Origin of the sequence: Marinobacter sp. KMM 10035 (assembly GCF_046537445.1) — a bacterium.
Classification (GTDB): domain Bacteria; phylum Pseudomonadota; class Gammaproteobacteria; order Pseudomonadales; family Oleiphilaceae; genus Marinobacter; species Marinobacter sediminicola.
Window position 1 is genome coordinate 2,154,732 of the sequence record NZ_JBBVMG010000001.1, and the last position, 16,426, is coordinate 2,171,157.

16 protein-coding genes are annotated in these 16,426 nt (G+C 53.7%); 13 read left to right on the forward strand and 3 right to left on the reverse strand.

The features are described from left to right. The 13 genes from AADB16_RS09620 (at window position 1) to AADB16_RS09680 (ending at window position 14,036) form a co-directional block, all read left to right on the forward strand. Window positions 1-546 (forward strand): AraC family transcriptional regulator, encoded by a 546-nt coding sequence (locus tag AADB16_RS09620; RefSeq protein WP_410802916.1) that lies wholly within the window; start codon window positions 1-3, stop codon window positions 544-546. Continuing rightward, window positions 543-2,519, forward strand: coding sequence for a hypothetical protein (locus tag AADB16_RS09625; RefSeq protein WP_410802918.1), 1,977 nt, complete (start codon window positions 543-545; stop codon window positions 2,517-2,519). Before AADB16_RS09620 ends, AADB16_RS09625 begins: the two co-directional genes overlap by 4 nt. Beyond that, entirely contained in the window at window positions 2,512-5,430 is a 2,919-nt protein-coding gene (locus AADB16_RS09630; protein WP_410802920.1) for a tetratricopeptide repeat protein, read from the forward strand. Before AADB16_RS09625 ends, AADB16_RS09630 begins: the two co-directional genes overlap by 8 nt. Beyond that, window positions 5,417-6,001, forward strand: coding sequence for a tetratricopeptide repeat protein (locus tag AADB16_RS09635; RefSeq protein ID WP_410802922.1), 585 nt, complete (start codon window positions 5,417-5,419; stop codon window positions 5,999-6,001). Before AADB16_RS09630 ends, AADB16_RS09635 begins: the two co-directional genes overlap by 14 nt. 15 nt (window positions 6,002-6,016) lie before the next feature. Further along, window positions 6,017-6,331 (forward strand): hypothetical protein, encoded by a 315-nt coding sequence (locus tag AADB16_RS09640; protein WP_309043223.1) that lies wholly within the window; start codon window positions 6,017-6,019, stop codon window positions 6,329-6,331. Between the two features lie 162 nt (window positions 6,332-6,493). Further along, window positions 6,494-7,183 (forward strand): MotA/TolQ/ExbB proton channel family protein, encoded by a 690-nt coding sequence (locus AADB16_RS09645; protein WP_298447696.1) that lies wholly within the window; start codon window positions 6,494-6,496, stop codon window positions 7,181-7,183. 24 nt (window positions 7,184-7,207) lie between these two features. Then, a complete protein-coding gene (locus AADB16_RS09650; RefSeq protein WP_410802924.1) occupies window positions 7,208-7,729 on the forward strand; it encodes an ExbD/TolR family protein in 522 nt (173 codons plus the stop codon). Continuing rightward, window positions 7,726-8,232 (forward strand): ExbD/TolR family protein, encoded by a 507-nt coding sequence (locus AADB16_RS09655; protein WP_298447692.1) that lies wholly within the window; start codon window positions 7,726-7,728, stop codon window positions 8,230-8,232. Before AADB16_RS09650 ends, AADB16_RS09655 begins: the two co-directional genes overlap by 4 nt. Next, a complete protein-coding gene (locus AADB16_RS09660) occupies window positions 8,229-9,239 on the forward strand; it encodes an AgmX/PglI C-terminal domain-containing protein (protein WP_410802926.1) in 1,011 nt (336 codons plus the stop codon). The genes AADB16_RS09655 and AADB16_RS09660 overlap by 4 nt, the downstream gene beginning before the upstream one ends. Before the next feature lie 233 nt (window positions 9,240-9,472). Then, on the forward strand, window positions 9,473-10,273 hold the full coding sequence (locus AADB16_RS09665; protein WP_298447687.1) for a C39 family peptidase: 801 nt from the start codon (window positions 9,473-9,475) through the stop codon (window positions 10,271-10,273). Between the two features lie 60 nt (window positions 10,274-10,333). Then, window positions 10,334-11,344, forward strand: a complete 1,011-nt coding sequence (locus tag AADB16_RS09670) for a transporter (protein WP_410802928.1) — start codon at window positions 10,334-10,336, stop codon at window positions 11,342-11,344. Window positions 11,345-11,383: 39 nt separating this feature from the next. Next, window positions 11,384-13,009 (forward strand): OmpP1/FadL family transporter, encoded by a 1,626-nt coding sequence (locus AADB16_RS09675; protein WP_410802929.1) that lies wholly within the window; start codon window positions 11,384-11,386, stop codon window positions 13,007-13,009. A 34-nt stretch (window positions 13,010-13,043) separates the two neighbouring features. Further along, window positions 13,044-14,036 (forward strand): MalM family protein, encoded by a 993-nt coding sequence (locus AADB16_RS09680; RefSeq protein ID WP_410802930.1) that lies wholly within the window; start codon window positions 13,044-13,046, stop codon window positions 14,034-14,036. A 6-nt stretch (window positions 14,037-14,042) separates the two neighbouring features. On the opposite strand, the gene AADB16_RS09685 is transcribed toward AADB16_RS09680, so the two are convergent. From AADB16_RS09685 to AADB16_RS09695, 3 genes are read right to left on the reverse strand one after another with little or no spacing between them, the layout of a single operon-like run. Further along, window positions 14,043-15,074, reverse strand: a complete 1,032-nt coding sequence (locus AADB16_RS09685) for a polysaccharide deacetylase family protein (protein WP_410802931.1) — start codon at window positions 15,072-15,074, stop codon at window positions 14,043-14,045. Continuing rightward, window positions 15,071-15,748 (reverse strand): DNA-J related domain-containing protein, encoded by a 678-nt coding sequence (locus AADB16_RS09690; RefSeq protein ID WP_410802933.1) that lies wholly within the window; start codon window positions 15,746-15,748, stop codon window positions 15,071-15,073. Before AADB16_RS09690 ends, AADB16_RS09685 begins: the two co-directional genes overlap by 4 nt. 28 nt (window positions 15,749-15,776) lie before the next feature. After that, window positions 15,777-16,421, reverse strand: a complete 645-nt coding sequence (locus tag AADB16_RS09695; protein WP_309043232.1) for a TetR/AcrR family transcriptional regulator — start codon at window positions 16,419-16,421, stop codon at window positions 15,777-15,779. Window positions 16,422-16,426: the final 5 nt, after the last annotated feature.

Sequence of the window (16,426 nt, forward strand, 5' to 3'; positions counted from 1 at the left end):
ATGACGGATTCACAAAAGACACTGGTTGCTGGCCTGCTGGCTGCATTCATGTTGTTCATGAGTGGGAGCCTGTTTGCGGAAACGGACCCGGCAGAAGACAGCAAAGCGGTTGCCGAACGTGTTCAGGATCTCAAAAAGAAAGTGATTCGCCTGAACCGGGATCTTTTCATTCTGGAAGAAGACTTGTTGTTCCCGGCCAGCACACAGTTTGTGGTATTTCTCAGTGTTGATGCGGGCAAGTTCCTGGAGCTGGACGCAGTAAAGCTGAAGGTGAACGGCGATATTGTCGCCTCGCATTTGTACACTGAGCGCCAGGTCACAGCCCTGGAGCGTGGCGGCATGCAGCGTTTGTACATCGGAAACCTCAAAACCGGAACCCACGAAGTGACGGCCTTCGTAGAAGGCATTGGTCCGAACAACCGCGCCTATAAACAGGCGGCTACTTTGTCATTTGAAAAGGGCACGGATACAGCAGCCCTGGAGATTCGCATTGAGGATCGCTCGTCAGACTACCAACCCATGGTTTCCATAGTGGAGTGGGAGTGACACGACCCGTGGCATTCAGCTCAAAGCCGAATAAAACCGGAACAGGCACACGCCTGGTTGCGGTAGCCGCCGGCTGCCTTTCATTATTGCTCAGCGTGTCAGCTGTGATTGCTGAAGAGTCGCCAGAGCGGGCCAAAGACCCTGCCTATGGTTGGGTGCTCTACAACTACCACCAAGGCGAGGCGTTTGAAGCGCTCACCCTGCTGGATGTGGCTCGCGAACGTGGTGGAATCCGAGGGCACGGCGATTATCCAGAACTGGTTGAAGGCGGGCTAATGCTCTCTTACGGCATGACTCGGGAAGCCCGTGAGCTCTTTATCCGATTGCTTGAAGATGAATACGGCCGCTCCCGCGTCACCCTTGCACCTGACGTGCGCAGCCAGGCCTGGTTTTATCTCGGCAAGGTTTTCTATCTCGAGGGTGATTACCACCTGGCCTACGAAAATCTTCAGCGGGTTGATTCAGAGGTGCTGGAAGAAGCCGACTCAGAATTACACGCAGAATGGCTATACCTGCGCGCGCAGTTGGCCATGATATCTGAGGAATTCAGCGATAGCGCGGGTGGCTATGAAACTCTGATTAAAAGCCTGAAGCACTCTGGCCCCAGGGCACACTACCTGAACTACAACCTGGCCATGGCTGACATCGCCGCCGATGATTTCACCGCAGCACAGCAAAGTCTGCAAGAGCTCATTTCTATTATGGACGCTGAGAGCCCGAACGATGATCTGATTTCCGAGCACGGGGCCCTACTGGATCAAAGTCGGCTATCCCTTGCTCGTCTTTATCTAAGGGATGGTAAATTTGATGAGGCATTAACACTGCTTGGAGCCATGCCCCTGGATGGCGTGTTTTCCGACAGAGGCCTCTTCGATTATGCCGTTGCAGCGGCCGGTCAGGGCGAGATGCAAAGGGCATTGGACGCGCTGAACGCACTCTCCCAAAGAGACTTGTTTTTACCCTGGAGAGAACAGGTTCCCTACGCACGGGGTTATGTGCTCGAACAGATGGATAAGCCCCGTGAGGCGTTGCAAGCGTTTACTCTGGCCGCGGAGCACTACGAAAATCGCGGTGAAGAGCTGGTTGCAGACATGCAAGCACTGACCGAAGAAAACCTCATGGCACGTTTGCATTTTCATCGGGACAGCGATGAGATTATTACCGACTCCTACGGCCGCCTTCGCGTAACGCCTGCGGATTTCGGACTTTCAGAAGTGCTCGCAACAGAGCCATTCCAGCAGGCTCTGGGGGAACTCAATGGGCTTTACCGGATGCAAGCATTGCTGGCGCAGCGGGAACAACAGCTCGGCACCTTTGAAACCATGCTGGAAACCTGGCGGGTGCAACGAGCGCGCCGAAGCCAGGAAGCAGGTATTGAACTAGAGCAGCAACAACCGGATGAGTGGATAGAAGCCCAGAAAGCGTTTCGGGCAGACATTGAGGCCGCCCTTGCCGAAGAAGATGCTGAATTCTTCATGACAACGGAGCAGAAAGCCTTGAAAGCCCGATTGGGCAAGGTCGCGGCTACGCTTGCTCAGCTCCCGGACGACCAGCGCACAGTCCGGCAGCGAAAAAAGTACCAGAGAATGAAGGCCTACTTCGACTGGAGTGTCGCGAACGATTACGGTGTAAACCGCTGGGCCGCGCAGAAACAGCTTCGGGAGCTGAGTTCGGAAATGGAGCAGCTTCAAACACAGCGATCCGATATAGAGCAGTTGATGGCAGGCGACAGCGAACATGAGGAACTGGCGAGTCGGCTTGCCAATAACGCCGCCGAGGTCCAGTCGCTTAAAGTACAAGTAGATGAAGCCTTGGCTCAGGCGCGGAACATTCTCATTAGCCGGTTGGATCATGCGCTGGAACAACAGAGCAGTGAACTGAGGCGTTACCGGGTGGCATCTCGCCATGCACAGGCGCGGCTGGCGGACCAGTTGTTCAGGGCAGGCAAGAGCACGGAGGCCGCAAATGATTAAACGGCCCCGCAACACGAACGGTGATGGGCTGGACACTTTCGCGGGTGTGACTCGTGCGCTGGTGCCAGTACTGCTTACGCTGTTGGTTAGTGGCTGCCAATCTCTGGGGTGGGGGCAGGGTGCTGGAGACATGCCCGCAGCCCGGCCAGGTACCCTGGCGTCTTTGAGCCCTGTTAGCCGGGAAAGTGAAGCCGATCTCCCAGGGATTGAAACTGGTGCTGAGGCCGTTTCTCTCGAATCTGTGATGCACAGCTACCGTGAGTTACTGCCATTGGTGGATGACCCCATCAAACAGGTCACCATTCGACACCGCCTCGCAGATCTCGAATTTGCCCGGGCCGAGCGCCTGATGACAGATTCCGCAGAGGATGATCTATCGGGGGCCATCGCTGCATACAGCGGTTTGCTGGCGGAATATCCGGAGCGTGCGGGCAATGATCAGATTTACTACCAGTTAGCCCGAGCCTGGGAAATGCGTGGCATGACGGCTGAGCAGTTAGCAGCGCTGGATACCCTGGTAACACAGTATCCAGGCTCAGCTTACTGGGTAGAAGCCCAATTCCGGCGGGCGGATATTCTGTTTATCAATGGCCGCTACGGGGAGGCGGAACAGGCATTTGATGAGGTCACTCTTGCGGCAAGGGAGCGCGATGCCGATCCGTCCTTCCTGATGAACGCCCAATACATGAAGGGGTGGAGTCAGTTCAAACAGGGCGACTACCAACAGGCGCTATTCAGTTACATTGAAGTGCTGGATCTGATCATGCCGCTTGAACAGGCCGCAGACGCACCAGAGCAACGCTATCAAACACTTACGGAAGACCTGTTCCGGGTTATGGGTCTTTCGCTTTCCTATCTTGATGGTGCTCAAACCCTGCAAGCGCTTTTCAGAGAAACAGGAAGCCGGCCCTATGAAATACTGGTGTACGATCGCTACAGCACTTTGTTGATTGGCCGTGAGCGCTACAGCGACGCTGTTGCTGTGTTTGATGCGTTTATCGAAGATCACCCGCATAGCCCCTGGGCGCCCAGTTACCACATGCGAGCCATTGATACCCTGGAACTTGCCGGATTCGACAAGGCTATTCCGGATCGAAAAGCCGCATTCATAGAAAATTATGGCATCTATAGCCGCTACTGGCCGGAGACGAATCTAGAAACCCTGGCCTACATTGAAGTTCAGCTTGAAATCCTCCTGCCCGAATTGGCTGATCGCCATTATCTGTTAGCTGGGGAGGCGCGGAGGGACCCACAAAGCCTTATTGCGGATCAACACTACCGGCAGGCAGCCGCCTATTATTCCGAATTTGCTGCGACCTTCCCGAATCACCCTCGCACACCTGAGCGTTTGTTCCTGCTGGCAGAAACCTATGTGGAGCTTCAACAGTGGCCGGATGCCATCGAAGCCTTTGAACGTGTTGCCTACGATTTCCCTGCGGCTGGAACAGTACCGGAGAGGGCAGCCGAAGCAGGTTATGCCTCAGTGCTGGCATTCCGTGAGTACGCAGGCACCTGGATGAATGAAACCACTGAAGGCCTGTTCGCGTTGCATGAAATGCAGCAGCTCAACCGCCTCAGGTTTGTGAATGCCTATCCTGAAGACCCGCGTGCGCCAGGTGTCTACTACATTGCACTGCAGCGGGAGTATGACCAGCAGAATCTTGATGAAGTGATTCCTATGGCCGGGCGCCTGGCTACCTGGCAGCCAGCGGCAGACCCCGCCCTGGTCACCGAAGCTTTGTTGCTTGCTGGACACAGTCTGTTCGAGCTCGCACGCTATGGCGAAGCTGAACAGTCCTACCGCGATGCCCTTTCCATGATGCCCCCTGAAGACCAACGGCGACCGGGCATACAGGAAAATATGGCCGCATCGGTATTCCGCCAGGCGGAGCAGTTTGCGAAAGCAGGCGATACAGATGCCGCCGTTAGCGAGTACCTGCGAGTAGGTTTTGTCGCGCCTGCCTCCGTACTGAACGCCAATGCCCAATATGATGCGGCATCGCTGCTGGTAAGCTCCGCACGATGGGGCGAGGCGATTAGTGTGTTGACAGGTTTCCGGGCAGATTTCCCCGAGCATGAACTGGCCGATACGGTGCCCGCAAAACTGGCGTTCGCCTATCGGGAAACAGGACAGTGGGAGAAAGCCGGCGATGAGCTTAATCTCATGGTGGCCATGGCGACCACGCCAGAGGAACGCCGGCAAAACCTGCAAATTGCGGCAGAATTATATGATCGGGCAGAGAACGACACCAAGGCAATTGATACTTGGCGCCAGTACGCAAACCGCCACCCTGAACCGGCTGACGTCTATATGGAAGCAGCCAACCGCCTGAGCGAGCTATACGCAGCCCAGGGCGACATTGACCGACGTAATTACTGGCTGAACCGGCAGATGGATAAAGTGGATGACAACCCCGGGGCGGCCGATGACCGCATGCGCTATCTGGCGGCGTCTGCCTCCGCAATCCTGGCGCGGGATGCACTGGCCCGCTACGACAGTATCCGCCTGACCTTGCCCCTGAATAAAAGCATGGTGGCCAAAACCAATGCCCTTGAGGCAGCCGTGCGCGCCTATCAGAAAACTGCCAGCTACGGGATTTCATCGTTTGCCACGGAGGCGGGCTATCAGATCGCCCATATATACAGTCGTCTGGGCGCAGACTTGATGGATTCGGAACGCCCGGAAGGGTTGAGCCAGCTGGAACTTTCTCAATACGAATTGTTGCTGGAAGAGCAGGCCTATCCATTCGAAGACAATGCCATTGATATCCATGAACAAAATATCCGCAGAGCCCGTGAAGGCATCTTTGATGAGTGGGTGAAACGCAGCTATGAATCCTTACGTCGCCTGCTCCCAGGCCGCTACAACAAACCCGAAGTCACCGCCGGAGTCGTCCATGATTTGGGTTAAAAAGCTGAACCCGGGGCTTATGTTGCTTCTGCTGCTCACGGGCTGTGCGGTAGGGCCGGAGCGCACAACTGCATTGGGTGATGCCGCCGTTACAGCGGAATCGGAGGCACGCCTGCAGAAGGCCTTTTCGGAAGCCGTTGTGTTAATGGAAAACGGCGACGTTGAAGAGGCCAAAGCCCGCTTTGAGGAAATGGCCGAGGAGCATCCGGAGCGAAGTGGCCCTATTGCCAATCTGGGACTGTTGGCAATGCAGTCGGGTGACATGGAGCTTGCCCGCGTAAGGTTTGAGCAGGTTCTTGCTCTGAACCCCAAACACCCGGTGGCCCTCAACAACCTTGGCGTTATTGCCCGTAACGCTGGCGATTTTCCCTTGGCTGAAAAGCGTTACCGTGAAGCACTGGCTGTAAACCCTGACTATTTGCCCGCGCTCCTAAATCTGGCGTTTTTGCTGGATATATATCTGGGCCAGCCAGCCCAGGCTCTGCCGTTGTACGAACAGTACAAAGAGCGTGTAGAAGAGCCGGATCCAAGAGTGAAAGACTGGATATTCGATGCAAAGAACAGAATCTGACGTGAGGCGAAAAGCATGAAAACTATTTCCAGAATCCTTCTGCTGGCAGCCTCGCCATTGGTTAGCATACTGCCTGCTCAGGCCCAGGACTCAGGGATAGTAACCATTGAGGGCACCCGAATTCGTGGTGACCAAGAGGTGCCGACAGTGATGTACCTGGTGCCCTGGCAACCACCGGAAGTGGATGAGCTAAGAGCGCCTGATGAGCAGCTGTTGGTGGAGCAGGCTTTTAGCCCTCTGGATCGTTACGAGTTTCAACGGCTTGTCCGCTACCATGATGTCTTCAAAGCAGAGCAGAATGCGCTGGAAAATGCAGAGGCAACACCTTGAAGCCACAGTGAAATCCACCTGCCAGTGAGATGTGCGTCACAGTGTGTCTGTGTTCGAGTGCAAACTACAACAAACCGCAACATAGACCCCCGCAAACTTAACCCCTTTGAAGTAGCCTAGCGCTTAGACTATTCCCAAACCGAACCATGGAGTGCCTAAACAATGATCGATACCGCCGTTCGCTTTTTTCAGGAAGGTGGCTTTTTTATGTTTCCGATTGCCGTTGTGCTAATTATCGGACTCATAGTAGCCATTGAGCGATACGTATACCTGTCTGCCCAGAAGATCACTAATCGTAGGGATTTCAACCGTCTGCACCAGATGATTGCGAAAAAGGATTTCAAGGGCGCACTTAATTACGCTCAGGAATCCGGCACGGGCATGTCCACCATGATCGGTTACGGCCTCCAGCGGCTGGCACGTCGACAGGGCCGTGAAGACATCGAATACGCTATGGAAGAAGGGTTGCTGGATGTAATGCCGCGCCTTGAAAAGCGCACCCAGTACCTTGCAACGCTTGCCAATATCGCAACACTGCTGGGTCTGTTGGGAACCATCATTGGCCTGATCGCCGCCTTTACTGCTGTTGCTGCTGCAGATCCCGCGCAAAAAGCCAGCCTGCTTTCACAGAGTATTTCCGTGGCCATGAACACCACCGCATTTGGTCTTATGTCAGCTATTCCCATGCTGTTGGTTCATTCGGTTCTGCAAACCAAGACCAACGAAATTGTAGACAGCTTTGAGATGGCCGGTATCAAGGTGCTTAACCTGCTTAGCGATGGTTCCGGTGTTCGCCCGGCTGCTCAGCCTCAGGCTACATCCTCTTCTGCCCCGGCGGCAGCGTCGGCCTGATAACCAGCTGAAGGATTTCGGGCTATGAGACGGAAACATCGTCGATTACAGAGCGAACCGGATCTCGATATCACGCCATTCATGAACCTCATGATTGTGCTGGTGCCGGTGCTGCTTTTGAACATGGTGTTTGCACACACCAGCGTGCTTGAGCTCAACTTTCCCACTGGCGAGAGTCTTGCGTCAGAGCAGGTTGAAGAGCTGCAGATACAGGTGGTCATCCACCCGGACAACCTTGTGGTTGCGGATAATCAGGGCGGCGTTATCAAAAGCATTGACCAGAAAAAAGGCGAGCACGATTTCGTTGTCCTTAAAGAGGTCATGAAAGAACTTAAAAGCCGTATTCCGGAGAAAAAGGACGTGATTATCATGCCTTCCCGGGAAACGTCCTATCAGGTGTTGGTCAGCGTGATGGATACGGTTCGTTCCTACGACACAGTCGTTGCAGGCAGCCTGGTAGAGGCGGAGCTGTTTCCGGAGATTTCTTTGGGTGATGCACCTCTCGAGAATACTGAAGACGCAGAAAAGGCAGGAGGGCAGTCGTGAAAGAGTCAGCAAAAGCCCGTCGCCAGAAGCGTCACCACAGACGTAACAAGAACCAGAGCAAGATGAATCTGGTGTCGTTGATGGACATCTTCACGATTCTGGTGTTCTTTCTGATGGTTAATTCCTCATCGGATGTGCAGGTGCTCAACCAGAGCAGCACCATCAAACTGCCAGATTCTTCGGCTGTGCAGCCACCGGGCGATGTGCTCGCGCTGACCGTTACCGACCAGGATATCCTGGTAAACGGGCGGTTGGTCATCAAGCGGGAGACATTGCAGGCTCTTGAGGGGCAGGTTGAACCTGGTCTCAAGCAGGAGTTGGACTATCAGGCCAGTCGGTCCGGTCAGCCGGCACCTGAAGAAGGGCGAGCGATTACCATTTTGGCTGACCGCGAACTGCCTTACGATTTGCTCAAAAAAATCATGTCTACCTGTGTGGATGCGGGATACGCCAGCATATCTCTGGCGGTTAACCAGCAGACAAAAGAGGGAGCCGGAGCATGACCCAGCAGTCGACCCAGAGCGTGTCAGAAAATCGGTACGGATTACCGTGGAGTGGTGAGCGCGGGGAACGCAGGCGACTGCTTTCCATTGCGCTGGTTGTAGCGCCCCTGTTTGTGATCTTTGCCGGTTATGTGAGCTGGATCGAGTTGCCAGAAAAGGATCGGCAGGAGCGTGAAGCTCTGCCGCCCCAGCTGGCGAAGCTGGTTATTGAGAAAAAAGAACCACCCAAGCCGGCTGTACCCGAGCCAAAGCCGGAGCCCGAACCAAAAGCTGAAATAAAGCCCGAGGAAAAGCCGGTTGAAGTGGCTAAGCCGGAACCCAAGCCTGAGCCAAAGCCCCAGCTGCTGCCGCCCAAGCCTGAGGTAGTGGAAACACCGAAGCCTGAAGCCGTAGCCAAGGCCCGCGAAAAGGCAAAGAACACAGGCATTCTGGCCATGGGCAACGAGCTTGCAAAGCTCAACACACTGGCCAGTTCCATCAAGCTTGACGCACCGGTGACCCGGACTGCTGAACCCATTGCGCGGAAAACAGAAGACACCCTGGCCGCGAGAGCCACGGCCAACGAACGCAGTGCAGGTGTGAACGATGCCGCGCTTGAGCGTGAGAGCCGTCAGGTTGCATTAGTGGAGCGTGAGAGAGCAGAAGTGGCGGACGCAACCCGCGTTGCTGAAGCCAAAGAAGTTGTGCGGCGCGAAAAGCAGGAAACCGCTTCCCGGACACGCAGCAAGGAAGAACTCAGACGCACCATGGATGCTAATAAATCCGCAATATATAGCATCTACAACCGTGAACTTCGTCGTAAGCCTTCGTTGCAGGGCAGTATTACGCCCGAATTGGTTATTGAATCCAGTGGCAGCGTGTCCCGGTGCTCTGTGGTTGAATCAACGCTGGGCGAGCCTGGTTTGGAGAACAAAATCTGCAATCGCTTGTTGTTGGTGGATTTCGGATCCAGGCTTGGGGTAGACAGAACAACGATTCGTTATCCGATTGAGTTGCTGTCAAGTTAGAAGCTTTCTGTTGCGGCTTTCAGTCGCACATAACTTCCCACTCTTACCTGCTTATGGATTTTATTCCCCTCCTCTAACTGACATGCGGGTGTAGCTTGTATTGCACCCGCGCGTTCGCAGCACCAGATTTGAGGCACAGTTATCTTTAAACTCTCCGCTATTTCGGTATCTTGCCGTAACAATATGTAATCCAAAAAATCTCATGGATAACAAAAACAGGGATTTCGTCTGACATGCTGCTGGTGCTCGCTGGATCCATTCTTACATTCGCCATAGTGCAGGAAGCTACTGTGGTCGAGCCCTTTGAGAAGGGTGCTGTGGTTATCGAGCAAAAGGTCGATTCCAGCCCAGTGGAGTTACTCACGGGGTTTCGGGTTGAGCCGCTGGTTGAGCAGAAGTTCCGCAATATTGTTCGTCAGGCTTATGACTACAGTTGTGGCAGCGCGGCCTTGACCACCATTCTGAACTTCTATCTTGGGCGCACTCTGTCGGAGCGCCAAGTTATGGAAGGCCTGCTGCATTATGGCGAAAGCGAACGCATTGTGTCGCGTCGCGCCTTCTCCATGCTCGACATGAAACGCCTTGTAACAGCCTTGGGTTATCCGTCTGGCGGTTTTCGCGCCACGATTGACGATCTGATAGACCTTGATCACCCGGCTATCGTTCCTATCCATCATGCCGGTTTCAAGCATTTTGTTGTGCTCAGAACCATTCGTGACGGCCGTGTATATATGGCAGATCCTGCGGTGGGCAACCTGTCCTTCACGCTCGCCCAGTTCGAAGAGAAATGGGACGACAACGTGCTCTTCATCGTATTTCCGGGTAGTGACAAACCACTGGATAACCTTGAGCTCAAGGAAGAGGATCTACGTTTTGTAGACGATCAAACCATGACGTTGCTGGCACTAGAACGCATGCCTGAGTTCCATGAGGCTACCGCCAGGCGCATTCAGAACATGCTTGAAAGGCAGAAAAACAATCCGGACGGCAGTGTTGAGAATACAAGAAAACAATTGCACTACCGTCGCAACTAAAAATTGTCGGGTACTGAGCCCGGCGCAGGACTACTACCAATAAAAATTAAGGGAGTCAGGATGAATCGTTGGTTTGTGCGAGGTCTTATCCTTGTTTCCGCGGCAGGTTTGCTTCCGGGCACAGCCCTGGCGCAGGATGACAATGTAGGCCAGGCGAGGGATGCGCTCGCAAAACAGGATGGTGATGAAGATTCGTCGCGTCAGCTTGAAGAAGTGTTTCAGGCTGCGGAGAAAAACTACTCCTTGCAGAAGAAAGGCAGTCACTCCCTTAACTACTCGTTTGATTATACCTATACAGCTGATCAACGTCTGGATCTTGCGATTACAAACGGCTCGGTGCGCAATCTGGATGTGGTTCCTTCGGCGACCCACAGCTTCACTAACTCGTTCTCCTACGATTATGGGTTATTGGACAACTTCACGGTGGGCACACGGATTCCCCTGGTCGTAAAGTACGACACCCAGGATGAACTGAACACCTACGATTTCGGTGACATCTCCTTTACTGGGCGTTGGCAGCCTTTTGCTTATGTGCCCGGCAAAATGTCGACGACCCTGTTCGGTACATTTAGCACCAAAACGGGTGTGAGCCCATACGAGATCGATATAAACGAACAGCTATCAACCGGCAGTGGTTATTACTCTATTGGCGGTGGCGCAAGCCTGTCGAAGGTACTTGATCCGGTTGTCGTATTCGGGTCTGTCAGTGTCACCTACAACCTGCCTGCAGAAGATTTACAGCAGGTTCGTGGTGCGCGATTGCTGAAAGAAGTTGAGCCAGGTTTCAGTCTTTCCGGTTCCGCCGGCTTTGCCTATTCGCTCTCTTACGATATCTCCCTGAGTATCTCAGCGCAGCTGAGCTACAGCGACGAGACCATCCTTATATTCTCCAATGGTGACCAGGCAATGGCCCAGGACCAGATGAGCGGTTTCTTGAGTATGTCTCTGGGAACCCGGGTCAGCGATACCACAATAGTGAACACAAGCCTTGGCATTGGTCTGACTGAGGATGCCCCGGATTTCTCCCTGGGCGTGTCCCTACCCATTAACTTCTCCGGCCTCGAAGAGTGATTGGCGCCGCTGACGATTTAAAGGGAAGGGAAGGATTTCATGGGACATAACAGCCACAAGCGCCAGCTTCTCGCGGCCATGATAGCCACGACACTTTCTTGTGGTGCACAGGCCCAGTTGGCGCAGAACCTGACTATTCACCCGAAAGCTCTGGCTCTGGGTAATGCTGTTACAGCCGACCCCCCGGGGATCATGGCTGTTCACTTCAATCCGGCCGGTTTGACCAAGTTGGAAGGTCGCCAGTTTGAAATCAACCTGCTGGGTGTCTATCTGGATGTTGACGCTGATTTTACCGCTCCGGAAGGCTATGAAATATTCGGCATTGATGGCACGGAAATAGACCCGAATACTGGCCAACAGCGGGATCCGGTTGCCAACACCCACAGTCACTCCAACAACGTAGCGCTCTACGTCCCCGGCTTTGGAATTGTGCGCACGCCGCCCGGGCCTGCGATTGCGCCTTCTGCGGGTTTTAGCATCACACCACCTGGTTCAAAACTGACGTTTGCCAATGCGTTCTACCTACCCATGGCGGCTGGTTTCTACCGTGATAAAGATGATCCGGGCCGCTATCAGCCCCAAGCCGCTGCATTGCAGCGCACGACCTACCTTTCGCCGACTGTAGGTTACAAAGTTAATGATGAGTGGTCTGTGGGTGCAGGTATTCACTTGTCGCACATGGGGATTGCGGCCGATCAGTATATGCGGGCGCCGAACATGCTGTTGGGTGTTGCGGAGATTCTTCAGGATGCATTTAATTGCGAAAGTGGCGATGAGCCATTGCAGCCTTGGTTGGCCCTTTGTGGCGGTAACGTGGGCCCTTGGGACGATATAGGTGCTTTGTCGCTTAATGTTCAGGACAGCCTTTCACCTACCTACACACTTGGGGTCATGTGGGAGCCTGTAGATTGGTTTGCTTGGGGCGCAAGCTACACCTCCGAAGCTGAAATGAACATGAAAGGCACCTTCGAGATTCAGTACACGGACGACTGGTCCGGGTTTTGGCAGAGTGTTAACGGATCAGTTTTGGGTGCTATTACCTCAGCCATTCTCAGCCTGCCGTCCGGGGCGCCACGAGAGGCCGGCAACGTCAGTATGGATCTTGTGTATCCGCAGCATTTTCAAACCGGCATCAGTGTAGATTTACATCCGAAACTCACATTAAACGCCGACATAGGCTGGACTGATTACGCACAGTGGGATGCATTCCTGTTCCGTTTTGATCGTAATCTTGAGTTTCTGAACGCTGCGCGAATTCTGTCTCCGGACAATGCCACGCCGAACACACTCAAATTACCGTTGGGTTTCACCAGCCAGTGGAACTGGGCCTTCGGTGCGGAATTTCATGCTTCCTCGCGGCTCGATTTGAGGGCGGGTGTTGAGATTCGTGACTCGGTGATTCCTGATGACCAGCGCTCGGTTATGGCTCCGTTTGGTGGCGCAAACCTGTACAGTGTCGGAATGGGATACAAATGGGACAAGAATACAGAAATCGATATGAATCTCAGTTACCTGCATTCAATCGAAACGATTCCGGCAAACACCAGTTGTAATATTAACTGCGATAACATAACCAATATTATCTATAACCCCTACGCAGGGCTGGATGTGAAAACATCTCTCCGCGTTGTTATGGCGGGTATCAGTTTCCGGAAAAAATTCTGACGGCACGCTGTTTCGTGCTCAAAAGGGCGTATCAGTGAACAGACATAGATTCCTGCATGCCGCTGTTTGTCTGATTCTTGGTGCGATGTTGTCTGCCTGCCAGATTGGTGGCTCAACCGTATCAAACAGGGAAGGCTATTTTTCCTGGGTTGATGAGCAGGGGCGCGTGCGTTACTCGCCCATAGTGGAGGAGCCCGCCAAGGAAATGCCGGTCAGCCAGTCTGCCGGCGCTGACGAGTTTACAACGGCCAATTATCCAGATGCAGAAGAGTTGCGGCGCCGGGGCTATGTGCGTGAAGGGGATGAACAACCTTATTTTACCTGGCGCGACGCCGATGGCACCGTTCGAAATACCTATTACCAGCCAGATACCCGAACCGATAAGGAAAAAGGGTTTATCGCTCCTCCGCTCGGGGCAACCCCTGCAAAAGTCTATCGCGCCGGCGACACTCTTATTGAAGCTGAACCGGTGGCCGGGCACGATCCTGATGCCTTTGCCATTCTTGGCATCAAGGACACTGGCGAAGACTACCTGAGCCGATTTTCCGAAACCTGCTGCGAGACGCTGGACACCGAAGATCATGAACGCTGGCAGGAAAACCGGGAATTTGGCGTACACCTGAAGGACAGTTCCCCTAAGCACATGTTCCTAACAGGCTTGAGCCCCTATCAGCTGATTTCATTGCCACAAGGAGATCAAACTGAAGGGCAGCTGCTTCGTTTGCGGTCCTATGCCAGTGCGGGCGTGGTTGCGCCTTCGGTGCTGTTTCTTGATGGCAACTTGAGTCCAGTGCGATTGGTAACGGATCTGGTGTCGGATTTTGTGCCGGAGAACTGGCACCGCCGAGGTTATCTGGAAGCTCGTATTGCATTTTCCAGCACCGGAGCGGAGCGCTGGATGCTTGTCTTCACCCGCAGTGAGGACCTCGAAGGCCAAACGGTAATTGAAACCCGCCGTGGCCCCCGAAAAATACCCCATGTCAGCACCGGTGAAATGGGACTGGACATGGTAGACGCTCTACAATAAAACCGATCAGTCTTCCGGTTTGCTCAAATCCAGCCATTGCTGTGAAAGCCAGTAAAAGCCACCCTCTTTAGCCGGGTGGGTACAGTTATAGCGGAATCGTCGGCTATTGAAGGGCTTGGGTGCCTTAATCGCCATACTGTCGCCAGACACGTTAAAATCGATCCGCCCCATGCCCGAAGCAAAGCAGGTGAGCTTGGTGGGCTTAATGTCATCGACCAACGGCAAAGTAAGGGTCGGAGGGTTGGCGCGCACGATTCCGTCAGGCAGCTTGTTTGTGTCTATGGGGAAGGCTTTACTGTTTAATTTATCTTTCAGCCCGTTGAGCTGCCCGTAGGCATTGGCCATGGGAAATCGGGGCAAGCGGGTTTTTCCTGTAAGGGGGCCGATAGCACCTGATTGTTGCCCGAAACCGTACCAGCCTCGTTCTGCGACAGCTGCTTCAAGAGCTTCATCGAACTCACCATAGGGATAAGCAAATACAGGCAGTCCGGTTCCCAGTTTCCGTTTTAATTCAGCTTGTGCGGTATCCAGGCTGTGAGTTATCCGCTTTTTCCAATCTGACTCCGCCTCGTCCGGCTTTCGTGCCAGGTGGCCGTGCCCTGCAGTGTGGTTGGCAATGCTTACGCCGTCCTGTTTCGCCAGTTCCAGCAGTTGTGCCCAGGTCATGTAGCCGTGTTTTCCGATGGCGGCCGTGTCGACGAAAATCGTGTATGGCAAACCCCGTTCCTGGAGGATGCCTGCGCCTGTGCTGTATACCGACTCATAGGCATCATCAAAGGTGATAGCGATGCGTTGGTCCGTCGACGGTTTGTCAGAAAAAATGTCCTTTGTGGCCTTATGCAAATCAACAACCTCAAGCCCCAGCTCGCTGATCATGTCCAATTGTGCATTGAACAGTGAGGTAGAGGTGCTGGTTGATGGCGGTGTAGACTCGCTGATGTGGTGATATTGAAGTACGACGAGATCGGCTTCTACGCCAAAACTTGTCAGAAAGAGTGAGATCAGGGCTGCTGATATCCAGGGTTTTCGTGCGATCATGTGTGCTCCAAAATCTGACTGAAGTGTGCCTTCAGAATGGCAAACGCTTCGTTTAGTGACTGTATTGCTTCTGTCTCGCCACCACGGTCGGGGTGAGCTTGCATCACCGCCCGCCGAAACGCTTGTTTTACCGTGTGAAATCGGTCGGGAACAGAATCAAACCCGAGAACTTGGGCGGCTTGTAGAATCTCCGTGTTGCCGGGTTTGCAACCGCTTCGGCCCTCCCAGAAGTTATCCATCATTTGCTGAACCGTTTCTTCCGGTAGCTCATATTGCGATAGATCCAGATAGAAGCTGCGAAGGCTGTCCACTGCCCCGGGTAGTCCCTTGCCACCGATAATATCTTGAGACTCAATACCGATACGCAAAGGAGATATGTACAGATTTTCTCCGGCTTCTGCGAGGGTATCCCTCAAGCGGTAAAGTACATGGAATAGTAAAAAGTGCACCGGGTAGAGCTTTTGAAGGTCATGAAACTCCAGGGCGCCAATCAAATTCCAAGGTGGGCCTTGAAGCTTTTTGATCAGGCTGAGTTCGTCTGTGCCGGCTGGCGCGTTGCGGAGTTCATGCTCAACAGCCACCAATAGATGCTCAACCTGCTGCTCAAGCAATGTATCCGGTGCATTTGCAAACGTTCTTTCCGACAGCTTCGTAGAAGCGGATATGTTTTTCATGGTCCCAATGTTAGGCCAGCAGCCGCACTCAGGGAAGGGCAGCTAGTCCGCGAAGCCCACCTTGGAACAGTGCGGTAGTGAGGTTAGTCGCCCGGTCTACTTCAGTATCCGCTTGTTCCGGGGCCAGGTGTACCCGCCGAGCTACCACCAGGCTGGTCTCATAGGCGACGCCGAAGAACGAAGCACAGAGATATTCCTGGTCAACGTTTGGCAAGATCCCCCGGGTGACGGCGCTACGCACATCATCTTCCAGCGACATCATGATGAGCTCAAGTATGCCCGAACCAAACAGCTCTCTGATGGCGCGATCGTTACGGTGAGCCAATTCGTAAACAAGGGGGTCCTTTGCGGTGGCGCTGAAAAGCGCATGGTAGGAGCGGTGAATAAATTCTTCAGTAGTCACAGCGGATCGGCGTGAGCGAGTCAGATTCTCGTTCAAGCCACTCAGGAAATCTGTAAGAAGTGCGGCAAAGATATCCTGCTTGTTGCGAAAGTAGTTGTAGAAGGTGCCGGAAGCCAGATCCGTTTTCTTGATAAGGTCCCGAATGGTTGTGTTCTCATAACCTTTTTCTTGAAAGCAGATGCGAGCAGAATTCAGTATTGCTGAATGGTTGCGCAAGCGGTTACGCTCTCGCTTGCCTGGTGTTTCTTTACCCGAGCTCAACATATCCATGTTAG

Excerpts from the sequence above, each read along its gene's own strand:
- AADB16_RS09620 (WP_410802916.1), top strand. The coding sequence starts at position 1 with ATGACGGATTCACAAAAGACACTGGTTGCTGGCCTGCTGGCTGCATTC.
- AADB16_RS09630 (WP_410802920.1), top strand. The coding sequence starts at position 2,512 with ATGATTAAACGGCCCCGCAACACGAACGGTGATGGGCTGGACACTTTC.
- AADB16_RS09635 (WP_410802922.1), top strand. The coding sequence starts at position 5,417 with ATGATTTGGGTTAAAAAGCTGAACCCGGGGCTTATGTTGCTTCTGCTG.
- AADB16_RS09640 (WP_309043223.1), top strand. The coding sequence starts at position 6,017 with ATGAAAACTATTTCCAGAATCCTTCTGCTGGCAGCCTCGCCATTGGTT.
- AADB16_RS09645 (WP_298447696.1), top strand. The coding sequence starts at position 6,494 with ATGATCGATACCGCCGTTCGCTTTTTTCAGGAAGGTGGCTTTTTTATG.
- AADB16_RS09650 (WP_410802924.1), top strand. The coding sequence starts at position 7,208 with ATGAGACGGAAACATCGTCGATTACAGAGCGAACCGGATCTCGATATC.
- AADB16_RS09660 (WP_410802926.1), top strand. The coding sequence starts at position 8,229 with ATGACCCAGCAGTCGACCCAGAGCGTGTCAGAAAATCGGTACGGATTA.
- AADB16_RS09665 (WP_298447687.1), top strand. The coding sequence starts at position 9,473 with ATGCTGCTGGTGCTCGCTGGATCCATTCTTACATTCGCCATAGTGCAG.
- AADB16_RS09670 (WP_410802928.1), top strand. The coding sequence starts at position 10,334 with ATGAATCGTTGGTTTGTGCGAGGTCTTATCCTTGTTTCCGCGGCAGGT.
- AADB16_RS09675 (WP_410802929.1), top strand. The coding sequence starts at position 11,384 with ATGGGACATAACAGCCACAAGCGCCAGCTTCTCGCGGCCATGATAGCC.
- AADB16_RS09685 (WP_410802931.1), bottom strand. The coding sequence starts at position 15,074 with ATGATCGCACGAAAACCCTGGATATCAGCAGCCCTGATCTCACTCTTT.
- AADB16_RS09690 (WP_410802933.1), bottom strand. The coding sequence starts at position 15,748 with ATGAAAAACATATCCGCTTCTACGAAGCTGTCGGAAAGAACGTTTGCA.
- AADB16_RS09695 (WP_309043232.1), bottom strand. The coding sequence starts at position 16,421 with ATGGATATGTTGAGCTCGGGTAAAGAAACACCAGGCAAGCGAGAGCGT.